General features: G+C 58.9%; 12 protein-coding genes. 4 read left to right on the plus strand and 8 right to left on the minus strand.

What is annotated here, in order from left to right:
* Window positions 1-16: 16 nt before the first annotated feature.
* Window positions 17-1477: a cardiolipin synthase gene (gene cls, locus ACJ8PN_RS15775; protein WP_004932137.1), complete on the minus strand. Its 1461-nt coding sequence runs from the start codon at window positions 1475-1477 to the stop codon at window positions 17-19.
* A 242-nt stretch (window positions 1478-1719) separates the two neighbouring features.
* On the opposite strand from cls, the gene ACJ8PN_RS15780 reads away from it, so the two are divergent.
* The gene (locus ACJ8PN_RS15780) at window positions 1720-1896 is read left to right on the plus strand and encodes a YciY family protein (protein WP_025159792.1); all 177 of its coding nucleotides are present in this window, start codon (window positions 1720-1722) and stop codon (window positions 1894-1896) included.
* A gap of 45 nt (window positions 1897-1941) precedes the next feature.
* On the opposite strand, the gene ACJ8PN_RS15785 is transcribed toward ACJ8PN_RS15780, so the two are convergent.
* Together ACJ8PN_RS15785 and smfY are read right to left on the minus strand one after the other, a co-directional pair.
* Entirely contained in the window at window positions 1942-2433 is a 492-nt protein-coding gene (locus ACJ8PN_RS15785; protein WP_004932132.1) for a Dps family protein, read from the minus strand.
* Between the two features lie 200 nt (window positions 2434-2633).
* The gene (smfY, locus tag ACJ8PN_RS15790) at window positions 2634-4106 is read right to left on the minus strand and encodes a multidrug efflux MFS transporter SmfY (RefSeq protein ID WP_171454158.1); all 1473 of its coding nucleotides are present in this window, start codon (window positions 4104-4106) and stop codon (window positions 2634-2636) included.
* A gap of 127 nt (window positions 4107-4233) precedes the next feature.
* On the opposite strand from smfY, the gene ACJ8PN_RS15795 reads away from it, so the two are divergent.
* Window positions 4234-4797: a TetR family transcriptional regulator gene (locus tag ACJ8PN_RS15795; RefSeq protein ID WP_442535057.1), complete on the plus strand. Its 564-nt coding sequence runs from the start codon at window positions 4234-4236 to the stop codon at window positions 4795-4797.
* A gap of 143 nt (window positions 4798-4940) precedes the next feature.
* Here ACJ8PN_RS15795 and ACJ8PN_RS15800 read toward each other — a convergent pair whose 3' ends face one another.
* Genes ACJ8PN_RS15800 through ACJ8PN_RS15820 form a run of 5 tightly spaced genes read right to left on the minus strand, consistent with a single transcriptional unit; the run spans window position 4941 to window position 11095 of the window.
* Window positions 4941-5948 carry a substrate-binding domain-containing protein gene (locus ACJ8PN_RS15800; RefSeq protein ID WP_442535058.1) on the minus strand — a complete coding sequence of 336 codons (1008 nt, stop codon included), beginning with the start codon at window positions 5946-5948 and terminating at the stop codon, window positions 4941-4943.
* A 33-nt stretch (window positions 5949-5981) separates the two neighbouring features.
* Window positions 5982-7019: an ABC transporter permease gene (locus ACJ8PN_RS15805; RefSeq protein ID WP_033643291.1), complete on the minus strand. Its 1038-nt coding sequence runs from the start codon at window positions 7017-7019 to the stop codon at window positions 5982-5984.
* Between the two features lie 17 nt (window positions 7020-7036).
* Window positions 7037-8542, minus strand: coding sequence for a sugar ABC transporter ATP-binding protein (locus ACJ8PN_RS15810; protein WP_437188779.1), 1506 nt, complete (start codon window positions 8540-8542; stop codon window positions 7037-7039).
* A complete protein-coding gene (gene xylB / locus ACJ8PN_RS15815; RefSeq protein ID WP_442535059.1) occupies window positions 8539-10056 on the minus strand; it encodes a xylulokinase in 1518 nt (505 codons plus the stop codon). The genes ACJ8PN_RS15810 and xylB overlap by 4 nt, the downstream gene beginning before the upstream one ends.
* Before the next feature lie 4 nt (window positions 10057-10060).
* Window positions 10061-11095, minus strand: coding sequence for an NAD(P)-dependent alcohol dehydrogenase (locus ACJ8PN_RS15820; RefSeq protein ID WP_004932112.1), 1035 nt, complete (start codon window positions 11093-11095; stop codon window positions 10061-10063).
* Between the two features lie 228 nt (window positions 11096-11323).
* Between ACJ8PN_RS15820 and ACJ8PN_RS15825 the strand changes: the two genes are divergently transcribed.
* Complete coding sequence (locus ACJ8PN_RS15825; RefSeq protein ID WP_021503837.1) at window positions 11324-11878, plus strand: D-lyxose/D-mannose family sugar isomerase; 555 nt, start codon at window positions 11324-11326, stop codon at window positions 11876-11878.
* Between the two features lie 71 nt (window positions 11879-11949).
* Window positions 11950-12951 (plus strand): LacI family DNA-binding transcriptional regulator, encoded by a 1002-nt coding sequence (locus tag ACJ8PN_RS15830; protein ID WP_025303060.1) that lies wholly within the window; start codon window positions 11950-11952, stop codon window positions 12949-12951.
* Window positions 12952-12973: the final 22 nt, after the last annotated feature.

Below are 12973 nucleotides of genomic sequence, written 5' to 3' on the forward strand. Positions count from 1 at the left end.
ACGCTCGCCGCGGCTTTTACAGCAACGGGCTGAAAAAGTAGAACAGGCGCTCGACCAGGCGATGCCAGAATGGTCGCTTCAACCACTCTTTGGCGTTCAGCAGCTTGGAGCGGGCGATGTAATCTTCCTGCACGCAGGCCAGATCGCTGCCGAAGCCGTCGTCATCGATCACCAGGGTGATCTCGAAGTTGAGCCACAGGCTGCGCATATCGAGATTGACGGTGCCGACCAGGCTGAGCTGGCCGTCGACCAGCACGCTCTTGGTGTGCAACAGGCCGCCTTCGAACTGATAGATTTTCACGCCGGCTTCCAGCAGCTCGGAGAAGAACGCCCGGCTGGCCCAGCGCACCATCATCGAATCGTTGTCGCGCGGCACGATGATGCTGACCTCAACGCCGCGCAGAGCGGCGGTGCAGATGGCGTGCAGCAGATCGTCGCTCGGCACGAAGTACGGCGTGGTCATGATCAGCTGTTCGCGCGCGGAATAAACCGCGGTCAGCAGCGCCTGGTGGATCATCTCCTCGGGGAAGCCGGGGCCGGAGGCGATCACTTGAATGGTATGGCCGCTTTCCTGCTCGAACGGCATGATGTTGACGTCCGGCGGCGGCGGCAGAATGCGCTTGCCGGTTTCAATCTCCCAGTCGCAGGCATAGACGATGCCCATCGTAGTGGCCACCGGGCCTTCCATGCGCGCCATCAGATCGATCCATTGGCCGACGCCCGCATCCTGCTTGAAATAGCGCGGGTCGACCATGTTCATACTGCCGGTATAGGCGATGTAGTTGTCGATCAGCACCACCTTGCGGTGCTGGCGCAGATCCATGCGGCGCAGGAATACGCGCAGCAGGTTGACCTTCAGCGCTTCGACCACTTCGATGCCTGCGTTGCGCATCATCGCCGGGTAGGGGCTGCGGAAAAATGGCAGGCTGCCGGCGGAGTCCAGCATCAGGCGGCAGTGTACGCCGCGCCGCGCGGCGGCCATCAGCGATTCGGCCACCTGATCGACCAGGCCGCCGGGCTGCCAGATATAGAACACCATTTCGATGTTGTGGCGCGCCAGCTCGATGTCGCGGATCAGCGCTTTCAACGTGTCGTCGGTAGTGGTGAGCAGCTGCAGCTGGTTGCCCTTGACGCCGTCGATGCCCTGGCGGCGGTTGCACAGCTGGAACAGCGGTTCGGCGACTTCACTGTATTCGGTGGCGAAGATGCGGCGGCTCTCTTTCAATTCCTTCAGCCAGCGCGCGGTCGACGGCCACATGGCCTTGGCGCGTTCGGCACGGCGCTTGCCCAGGTGCAGTTCGCCGAACGATAAATAGGCGACGATGCCGAACAGCGGCAGAATATAGATAACCAGCAGCCAGGCCATGGCAGAGGGAACCGCACGGCGTTTCATTAAAATGCGCATCGTCACGCCGGCGATCAGCAGCCAGTAGCCGAACACCATGAGCCAACTGATTACGGTATAAAATGTTGTCATAAAGGCGAAAAATCCCGTTCGCAAACCACCAATGATGAGTGTACGCACAGATCGGGCAAGGCGAAACCTTTTATCGGCGCTTATGTTACATAAATATGATGAAGTTAAGGCACTTGCCGAAATTGAAAGGGCGGCTTTTGCCCGCGTGGCGTCCGCGGTGCCGCCGATAACGGCGGCTTGGATCGCGGGCGGAAAGGGCTATAATGCCCGCGGTTGGCATTACACGAACGAGTGACGGAATTATGAGACGCAGTAGAAATGAAGTGGGCCGCTGGCGCATGTTGCGGCAGAGCCAACGTCGGCGGCATCGCTGGCTGGAACGCCAGTCGTGCAGCAATCGCCATATTATCCGGGTGCGGCGCCGCCTGGACGATCAGCATCGGCGCGCGCTGCTGTTTGCGGTATCCTGCGAGTGGTAAAACGAAAACAGTCCCGTAAGGGACTGTTTTGTTATGGCGTCTGAGTTATTTGCCCAAATAGGCGTTGAGCATCCAGACCTGTTTTTCCTGCTCTTTGATGTAATCGCTCATCAACGACGCGGTGCCTTCGTCGCCGGCGTCTGCCGCCACCGTCAGCAGCTCACGCTGCTGTTGCAGCAAGATTGAATACCCTTCCAACAGGCCGCGCAGCGTGCCCTTATCATCGGTCACGTTGGTGTGTTCCTTGATGTCGGCGGTTTTCAGATAGTCGCTGAAAGCGTGACGCGGCTGCGAGCCCAACGTCAGAATACGTTCCGCCAGCTCATCTACCTTGGTCAGCAGATCGTTATATGTCTCTTCGAATTTCGCGTGCAGTTCAAAGAACTGCGGGCCGGTAATGTTCCAATGATAGCCGCGCACGTTCATATACAGCACCTGATAGTTTGCCAACAGCGCATTGAGCGCTTCGGCGAGTTTTGCCGATTGTTTACTGTCAAGGCCGATATGGGTTTTCGCTGCTTTCTTTGCCGTTGCCATAATAATCTTCTCCTGATTATTTGTTCCGATAGTAGACAGAATCAATTTCCATAGCTGTTACAGTAACCGGATTTATCGCAGGGTTAAACACGATAACAGGCATCATTGCCATCGCTCAAACCGATGACGATAAATCCGTCGAGCAAATTGCCTAATCAGTTTACGCAGGTTCCGCAGGCGAAAAAAGCCGCTTTTCTCGGTTACTTGCGCAGCGCCAGTTTTACCACACCTGCGCCCAGCGCCATTAACAGTGCGGCGGCGATCAGTACCGAAATAAAGGCGCGATCAAAGGCCAGACGCGCCAGCTGCGTCAACTGCTGCGCGCGATCGGCCGCCATTCCGGCCGCCAGGCGCAACGCTTCGTCGATGCTGTCGTAGGCTAAATCGCTGACCGGCAGCTCCGCCGGCAGCGCCAGAGTGTGGCTGTAAACCGCCGTCATCAGCCCGCCGAGCAACGTCACGCCCAGCACGCCGCCCAGCTCGTAGGAGACGTCTTCGATAGATGCCGCCATGCCGGATTTCTCCTCCGGCGCGTTCAGCATGATGGCGGTGGAAGCGGCGGTGATCACGCCGCCGAGGCCAAAGCCCACCAACGCCAGGCTCACCAGCTGTGGCGCTATGCCGCTCTGAGACAGCAGGGCGAGGGCGGCAATGCCGAAGGCGGTCAGGGCGAAACCGCCGAGGATGATGCTGCGTTCGCCGTAGCGCGGCAGCAGCAAACCGGCCATCGGCCCCGCCAACGCCGAGGCCAGCGGGATCGGCAAGATGAACAGCGCCGCCTGCAGCGGACTGAGGCCAAGCACCAGCTGCAAGCGTTGGCTGAGCACCAGCTCGACGCCGATCAGCGCCACCATCGACAGCAATGCCACGCCGATGCCGCCGGCGAACAGCCGGTTGCGGAACAGAGAGAAATCGATCATCGGGTGGGCGCTGCGCTGCTGACGACGAACGAACAGCACCAGGAACAACACGCCGATCGCAGTCGCCGCGAGCAAGGCGCTGACGTCAGGCGCCGGCTTGCTCAATTCTTTCAGCGCATAGATAGCGCCGACCAGGCCTATCATGATCTGTATCGAGCCGACGATATCGGCGGGGCGCGGGTTATCGCCGCCGCAGCGCGGGATCAGTTTCCACGCCAGCGGCCAAACCAGCAACACCACCGGCACATTGATCAGGAACACCGAGCCCCACCAGAAATACTCCAGCAGCAGGCCGCCGACCACCGGGCCGATGGCCGCGCCACCCGAGGCTACCGAGGCCCAGATGCCGATCGCCAGCGCGCGTTCGCGTTCGTCGGTAAAGACGTGGCGTACGATGGACAGCGTGGCGGGCATCATCATTGCCGCGCCAACGGCGAGGAATACCCGCGCGGCGATCAGCCACTCGGCGGTAGGCGAGAAGGCGGCGCACAGTGAAGCGACGGCAAACACCGGCAGCCCGGCGAGAAACAGCCGTTTATGGCCGATGCGGTCGCTCAGCATGCCGGCACCGGGCAGCAGGCCAGCCACCACCAGCGGGTAAGCGTTGACGATCCAGAGTTTCTGCGAGGCGCTGGCGTCCAGCGCCTGGGTTAAACGTGGCAGAGCGGTATAGAGCACCGTCATATCGATAACAATCAGGAACAGGGCGCTGGCGACCATCGTCAGGATCAACCAGCGGTTCTTGGCGTACATAAGTCATAATCCAGTTAAATTGGGCGGCGTGAAGGCGCCGCCATTCCGGTAACCCACCGGTGGCGCCGGGTGGTATACTGGTGACAATATATATCCATACGTTCGTATTGAAAAGAAGGGTTTCTTAATGGGACGTCAACGCAGCATCGATCGCGACAAGGTTTTGGACACCGCCGAAGAGATCGTCGCCACCCAGGGCGCAGCCGGTTTGACCATCGATGCCGTCGCCAAAGCGATGGGGATCTCCAAGGGCGGGGTGCAGTATTGCTTCGGCAGCAAAGACGCCCTGATCGACGCCATGTTCGATCGCTGGGGCAGCGCCTATGAAACGCTGTTCGCGGAGATCGCCGGCGACGATCCTTCGCCGCAGACCGGCGTGCGGGCGCATATGCTGGCGACCCAAAGTTCGGATCAGACCTCCAGCGCCAAGGCCGCCGGGTTGATGGCGACGCTGATTCAAACGCCGGAGCATCTGGCAAGCACGCGCGAATGGTATCGCAGCCGCATCGCCGGGCTGGATCTGACTACCGAAGAGGGTAAGCGCGCGCGGCTGGCGTTTCTCGCCACCGAAGGCGCTTTTATGCTGCGTTATTTCGGTTTGATGGATATCGGCCAGGCGGAATGGGAAACGATGTTCGCCGATATGCAGGCGTTGATTTTCACGGGCAGCGCCTATCGCACTGATAGCTAGTAAAGCGTGTGGCGAAAGGCGTATGTTTATCGCACAAGATATTCCCTCGAAGAACTTTTTAGCCAGCCCCTCCGTGCTGGCTTTTTTTTTGTTTGCAGGCAAGCGCCCCAGCGGGGCCCCCTGAAGGCAGGGGGCGGGGGAAATTATTTACGGGCGTCCAACAGCGACTGGGCGTTCTCTGCGGTAACGACGGTCCACGGAATGTAGTAATGCTTTTGCGTGCCGCCCTCCCATTTCAGATCCTTGGCGTACTGCTTCCAGATCTCCGACTGCGGTTGATAGCTTTCCCCTTTCACGGCGCGCAGCGCGACGTCGATGGAACCCTGCATCTGGCCTTTGGCATCTTGCAGAATAGAGACCATTTCACCGGCCTGCACCGCATGAATCGCGTCGGAGACGCCGTCAACGCCGGCAATCGCGAAGTCCTTCACATTCAGGCCGGCGCCTTTGATCGCCTCGATAGCGCCCAGCGCCATCTCGTCGTTTTGGCCAATCACGCCGTTGATTTTGCCCCGGTGTTTCTGCAGCCAGTTTTCCATCAGCGGCTGCGCTTCCGCGCGTGACCAGTTGGCCGTTTTACGCTCCAATACCGTGACTTGACCGGCGCCGCACTCGGCAATCGCTTTATCATTGCCCTTGCCGCGCTGGATCTCGCCGCTGCCGCCTTTCGGGCCTTCGATAATCACCACGTTCACCTTTCGGTTCTTGCAGTCGAGTTTGTCCAGGACGGCTTTGGCTTCCAGGTATCCCCCCAACTCGTCATTAGACACTACTTCAGACGTCATCGCGTCCGTGTTCAGGCGCGCGTTGGTGACCACCACCGGAATTTTGGCTTCGTTGGCATTAGTGACGATATCGATATTGGCCTCAAAATCCATCGGGTTGACGATAATGGCATCGGCGCGCGTCTGGATAGCGGTGGCGGCCTGATCGTTTTGCACCGAGGCATCATAACGCCCATCGTAGAAGGTCAGCACGGCCTCGCCGCTTTTCACCACCGGGTGCTCCTTGCCGAACCTTTCCATCAATTGCACGAACTCGGCTTTGTTGCCGTACATCAATACCGCGATTTTTACCGGGGCGGCCTGAGCTGCCGACAGGCTACCGAGCATCATGGCAGAGGCAAACAACGCTATCTTGGTCTTATTCATGGTTTTCTCCTGGTAGAGTTGGGTCTGATGTTATTAATCGCGCTGTTGCTTACGCGATGGGTCGAGCAATACGGCAAGAACGATCAATGCGCCTTTGATAATTTGTTGGTAATACGATTGCACGCCGAGCAGATCGAGGCCGTTATTCATCACCCCGATAATCAGCACGCCGAAGAAGGTGCCGACCAGCGTACCGACGCCGCCGGCCATGCTGGTGCCACCGATCACCACCGCTGCGATGGCGTCCAGCTCATACCCTGCGCCGGCGTTGGTCTGCGCCGAACCGGTGCGTGCGGTGAGGATCAGGCCGGCGATGCCGGCCAGCGCGCCGCACAGCGTATACACCAGTATTTTGATGCGCGTGACGTTAATCCCCGAGGTGCGCGCGCTTTTCGGGTTGCCGCCGACGGCGTAGATGTAGCGCCCGAAGAGGGTTTTATTCAGCACCAGCCAGGCGAGGGCGAACAGCACGATGAAGATGATGACCGGCACCGGAACGCCGCCGACATAACCATTGCCCAACCAGCGGAAATCGCTGTTCAATTGCGAAACCGGATTGCCGTTGGTGGTCAACATGGTTAAACCGCGCGCCGCAGAGAGCATGCCCATGGTGACGATAAAGGGTTGCAGCCGGTAGCGAGCCAACACGGTGCCGTTCACCAGGCCGCAGACGATCCCGATGCCCAGCGCCACGATCAGCGGCGCCATGACGGCGGTCGCGGTGTCGCCGATAGCCAATCCGCTGTTGTTGGTGGCGAAGCGGGCGGCGACGATCCCGCTTAGCGCCAGCACCGAGCCCACGGAGAGATCGACGCCGGCCGTAATGATGACGAAGGTCATGCCGATCGCCAGAATGCCGTTGATCGAGACTTGGCGCAGGACGATCAGGGTGTTTTCATTGCTGAGAAAATAATTGCTGCTCCAGGCCCCCTGGGCGACCTGATATTCGCCAATCAGCGCCACGATCAGGCACAGCGCGAAAAAGGCGATGATAATGCCGTATTTGTGCATACGGCGCTTATTGCGGGTGAAAAATGACATTCCTGGTGATAAGGAGTGGGCGCTGCTCATTTGTTTTTCTCTCTCTGTTAAACCGCAAGTTTCATCAGTGCTGCCTGAGTCGCATCGGCCGCCGAAAGCTCGCCGGCCAACTGCCCGTCACGAAACACCAATATGCGATCGCTCATGCCGATAATTTCCGAAAGCTCGGAGGAAACCATGATGATCCCTTTGTTTTGCAAGGCGAACTCCGACATAAATCGATAGATCTCTTTCTTGGCGCCGACGTCGATACCGCGCGTCGGCTCGTCGAGCAACAACACCTCCGGATCCAGCAGCGCCCAGCGGCCCAGCACCACTTTTTGCTGGTTGCCGCCGCTCAGGTTGCCCACGGGCTGTTCGCCATCGTGGGTTTTAACGTTAAAGCGCTGGATCATGTCGCGGGTTCGCGCCTGCTCCCGTTTCTCGCTGACGAACCCCATTCGGCTGATGCCGGCAAAAGAGGCGATATTGATGTTTTCACTGACGGAACGGCACAGCACCAGGCCGGTTTCCTTGCGATCTTCCGTCACGTAGGCAATGCCGCTGTCGATGGCCTCTCGCGGGGAATGGCGGTTAAGCGTCTTGTCGCCCAAGCGGATCGTGCCGCTGTCGGCATGCTGAATGCCGAAGATAAGATCGAGAAATTCGCTGCGGCCCGACCCCACCAGCCCGTAGATGCCCAGGATCTCACCGTGCTTAAGCTGCAGGCTGATGTCCTTTATCTTGCTGCGCCAGCACAGGCTGTTGACCTCCAGCAAGACCTCTTCGCCGGGCTGATTGAATTTGGCGAACTCGCTGTCGTACTCGCCGCCGATAATGTGTTCGATCAACTGCTCACGGGTAATGTCGGCGATATAGCCTTCATGGATATAGGCGCCGTCGCGGAAAATGGTGTAGCTGTCCGCAATTTGAAATATCTCTGACAAACGGTGAGAGACGTAAATAATGCCTTTACCTTTCGCCGCCAGTTGCTGAAGCGTCTGAAAGATTTTTTGCGCATCCTCCTCGCCAATCGCCGAGGTGGGTTCATCCATGATGATGATGTCGGCATTGGCATGCGACAGCGCTTTGGCGATCTCGACCAGCTGCTGCTCGGCGACGCTCAGGTTGCGCATTTTCTCTCGGGCGTCGATCTTGAAATCGAGTTCCTTGAGCAGGCTGGTGGTGCGTTGATTGAGCGTGGCGAAATCGACGAACCCCAGGCGTCTCGGCTCACGGCCCAGCCAAATGTTTTCGGCCACCGTCAGATCCGGGATCGCGCTCAGTTCCTGCTGCACGATGGCGATGCCGGCGTTGAGGGCTTCCCGGGGATGATGAAATTCACAGCGTTGGCCATTGATAAAAATGTCGCCGCCATCGGGTTGAATAAAGCCCATCAGAATGCTGAGAAAGGTGGATTTACCCGCGCCGTTGCCGCCGCACAGGGCATGGATGGAACCACGCCGCAGGCAAAACTCCGCATTCTTGAGCGCCACGACCGGGCCAAAGGCTTTTCTGACGCCGCTGACCTCCAGCAGGTAGGCGGGCGCTTGCGTATGGGGATCTCGCGTCACAGTTGCACCTCCGGGTAAGTCTGCTGCAAGCGTTGCAGGTACCGTTGATAAAGCGTCTCGTATTGCGCCCGTCTGCCGGCATGTGGCCGTGCGCGTGTGGCCTCATCCAGCGCAACGAAACGTTGGCACAGTTCGGACAGCAACGCGCCGGCATTCCGCAGCGGATCGTCGGCCAACGTCGTCGCCCACATCGCCTGAATGGCGCCGCCCAGCGCAGCGGTCTCTTTGGCTTTCAGACAGACCACCGGGCACCCCATCACGTCCGCGACGATTTGTCGCCAGGCGGCGCTGCGAGCGCCGCCGCCGGTGAGGCGGATCTCGCGCGCTTCAATGCCCTGACGGCGAAACAGCTCGATGCCATAGCGCAGGCCATAGGTGGCGCTTTCGACCACCGCCAGGCAGAGATTGGCGCGGGTAAAATTGTCGCTATCGAGGTTATGCAGACTGGCGCGCGCGTGAGGCAACGGCGGAACGCGTTCGCCATTGAAGAACGGCAGCATCTCGACACCGCCTGCGCCGGGTGAGGCCTGCGCCAATAAACCGTTAAAGCCGGCAAGGTCTTCGTCCAGCAGCGTTTGTACCGCGGTGGTGGCCGAGGTGACATTCATGGTGCAAATCAATGGCAGCCACCCGTTGGTGCTGGAGCAGAAGCCGGCAATCATGTCTGATTCCGCCGCGACGGGGGCGGCAGACCAGGCGAATAGCGTGCCGGAGGTGCCCAGGCTCAGGGTGAGGGTGCCGGCCTCGATGTTGCCGGAACCGATGGCCGCCATCATGTTGTCGCCGCCGCCGGTCGATACCCGCACCGTTGGGCCGAGGCCGAGTTTTTCCGCCGCGGCGGGGCGCACCGTGCCGATGCAGCACTCCGCGTTTTTGAGCGGCGGCAGGGCTTGCCACAGACGGCCGCTGTCGTCGATGAGATCGACGGCGGTTTTGCTCCAGCTACGGGTGCGCACATCGAACAACCCGGTGCCGGAAGCGTCACCGTATTCCGCTACGCGCTCTCCGGTCAGCCAGAAGTTCAAATAATCATGAGGCAACAATACGGTGTGCAGTTTTGCCCACAACGCCGGATGGTGTGTCTTGAACCAAAGGATTTTTGACGCGGTATAACCGGTGGCGATCCGCAGGCCGAGTGTTTCCAGCGAGCCGTTGGCACCGCCGAGCTGCTGCAGGAGCCGTTCGTTTTCCTCTGCGGTTTCGGTATCGCACCACAGCTTGACGCTGTGCAGCACGTTGCCGTCTGCGTCCAGCGGTACAAATCCATGTTGTTGGCCCGAGACCCCCAGAGCATGAATTTCCCCGGCATCAATACCGGCGTTAGTCACGGCTTGGCGAAAAGCGATGACCAGCGCCTCGATCCACCAGTCGGCCTCCTGTTCGCGCCGGCCATTGGCTTGGCTGATGAGACGGTGAGGGGCGTTGCCCTCACCGAGGATCACGCCCTGTGTGCTGTCGACAATCACGACTTTCGTGCCTTGCGTACCGCAGTCTATGCCAGCATAGAGCGCCATAGGATCACTCCATTTCCAGCATGATTTTGATGTCCGAGGCATGTCCCGCCGCCGCGCGCTCGAAGGCGGCCACGCTGTCGGAGAACTTGTAGGTTTGGCTTATCAACGGCTGGACGCGCAATTTGCCGCTGCTCAACAGCCGCAGCGTGCGCGGGTACATGTTGGCGTAGCGGAAAATGGTCTTGAAGGTGATTTCCTTGGCCTGCGCGGCGACGATATCCATCGGTGCGGCATCGATCGGCATGCCGACCAGCACGGCGGTCGCTCCTGGCGCCGCATGTTCGGCCAGCGTAGCGATGGCCGGTTTTGCGCCGCTGCATTCGAACACGACATCGGCGCCATTGCCGCTGGTGAGCGCGGCCACTTTCCCCGCCAGGTCGCCGGTTTTGATATTGACGGCGTGCAGCCCCTCATAACTGGCCGCAACGGCGAGTTTTTCGTCAAACAGGTCGCAAATAATGACGTCCGAGCAGCCGCCCGCCAGCGCCGCGAGAGCGGTGACCACGCCGATCGGCCCGGCGCCGATCACCAGCGCGATATCGCCGGGTTTGATCCCGGCTTTGGTGGCTGCTTGCATGCCGATGGCTAAGGGTTCCACCATGGCGCCTTCGGCGAAACTGACGTTGTCCGGCAATTTGAACGTGAAGGCGGCAGGGTGGATAACGGTTTCGCGCAGGCAGCCGTGCACCGGCGGCGTCGCCCAGAAGCGCACTGCCGGGTCAAGGTTGTAAATGCCGGCGCGCGTCTGCGCCGAGTTGAGATCCGGAATACCGGGTTCCATGCAAACGCGATCGCCGATACTGAGGTGAGTGACGTTTTTACCTGTCGCGAGCACCACGCCAGAAGCTTCATGGCCGAGCACCATCGGGGCGTTAACCACGAACGGGCCAATGCGGCCATGTTGGTAATAGTGCACATCACTGCCGCAGATGCCCACGGAATGAATTTTTATCTGCACATCATCGGGCCCCAGCGTTTCGGCAAGCTGGACGTCCTCGATAGCGATTTCCCCCGCCTTGGCCAACACTAATGCTTTCATATTGCCTCCTGGTGAATCATTTTTATGGTAACGATATCATTTCAATGCGGCGATAGTGGGCTAAAGCGGGTGGTTAAACTGTGATCGATGTTGGAATTACTCGATGGGAGTTAATTTTGCTGGTGGGTTGTTATTCAATATGGGGATGAAGATCACAAAATCGCCGATGTAATGACGGTTTTAATATCAGCATTCTGATATCGATACCGTTACCTTGCAGGGGAAATGATGAACAAACAACAACGTGCCATAGCCGCTACGCTGGAATATTTGCGCGAGGCGGACATCGTTCTGACCGAAGAAGAGCAGCAACGTATTGAAATTGCGACGTTTGGCTTGGCCGACTATCCTGTCTCAGGGCTGCAGCTGCTGACCTATGTCAACTCACCTCGGTATTGTGCGAAAGAGTTGGTGCTGTTTCCTGAGCAGACTTGCCCAGAGCATTTGCATCCTCCTTTTGCCGGCACGCCCGGCAAGCAAGAGACGTTTCGCTGCCGTTGGGGCGAGGTGTTTCTGTTTGTCGACGATGAAAACCTGACGCTTAATGACGCCGGCGGTGAACCGGTATGCCGGGTGCCGGAAGGCGCGGAGCAGTGGTATACCTGCAATCGCTATATCCTCTTGCGGCCGGGCGAACAATACACTATCGCGCCCAATACCCGGCACTGGTTTCAGGCTGGAAAGCGGGGAGCGGTGGTGTCCGAGTTCTCTTCCGAGAGCCGTGACGAGCTGGATATCTTTACCGATCCCCGGATTAACCGGCTGGCAGGCGTAAACCATTAGCGCCACGATGAAAGTTCTGTCATGATGTTGTTAATGGTACAAAATGATAACTTTAAGCTAAGGAGCTGCATTTGGCGGTGGGGCGAGGACGGAAAGCGACGCTGGCTAGCGTGGCCGCACAGGCAAACGTCAGTAAAATCACCGCGTCGCGGGCATTTTCACAGCCGGACAAGGTTCATCCGGAAACGCTGCGCCGCATTCGGGAGACCGCTGCCGAACTCGGTTATGTGGTCAATGCTGCGGCGCGCAACCTGCGGGCGAAAAGCAGCAGAACCATCGGCATCGTCAACCCTGATATGGCCAACCCATTCTTTGGCGGCCTGACGCGGTTGATGACGCTTGAAGCGCAAAAAATGGGATATGACACCCTGGTGTTCGATTCCTATGAGTCTCAGGAAAGCGAAGACAGAATCATCGACAAACTGATTGGCTACAACGTCGATGCGATCATTCTCTCGGTCATTTCCAACGATCATCTGTACCAGCCTTCCTATCTAAAGCGGTTGGAAACATTGAATATCCCGGTGGTATTGATCGACCGTGAGCTGGACAATCGCCACTGCAGCGGGGTGTATATCGATAACCTGGACTGCGGTCTTCAGGCGGGGCGCTGGCTGCTGGAACAGAAAGCGCAGCGGGTGGTGGTGGTGTCCGGGCCGGAGAACTCCAACGTTGCACGGGACAGGGTCACAGGGCTGCAGGCGGCGCTGCAAGGGAAAGTGGCGTCGTTTGAAGTGCTGTATGCCGATTTCTTTATGGATGTCGCCTGGCAAGAGACGAGCCGTTGGCTGGCCAATCACCGCGCCCCGGACTTTTTCGTTGGCTGCAATAACCAGATCTCCCTGGGCATTATCAAAGCCTGCATCGAACATCGGCTGCCGTTGATGCAGGACGTGTCGTTGTTCAGCATCGATGAGGTTTCACATGCCGAGATCTACGGTTTTCATTTCCCGTGCGTGTCACACGACTTGCAAGAGATCGCCTGGCAAGCGTTGAATCTGGCGATCCGTCGTATTGCCGACCCCGAGATCAAGCCGGGCAAGGTGGTGGTGCGGGGAAAACTCGTCGCATAACGGCGCCGCCTTTCGCCTTATC

The sequence above is a fragment of the Serratia sp. CY76391 genome (assembly GCF_052166695.1).
In the GTDB taxonomy this organism is placed as follows: domain Bacteria; phylum Pseudomonadota; class Gammaproteobacteria; order Enterobacterales; family Enterobacteriaceae; genus Serratia; species Serratia nematodiphila.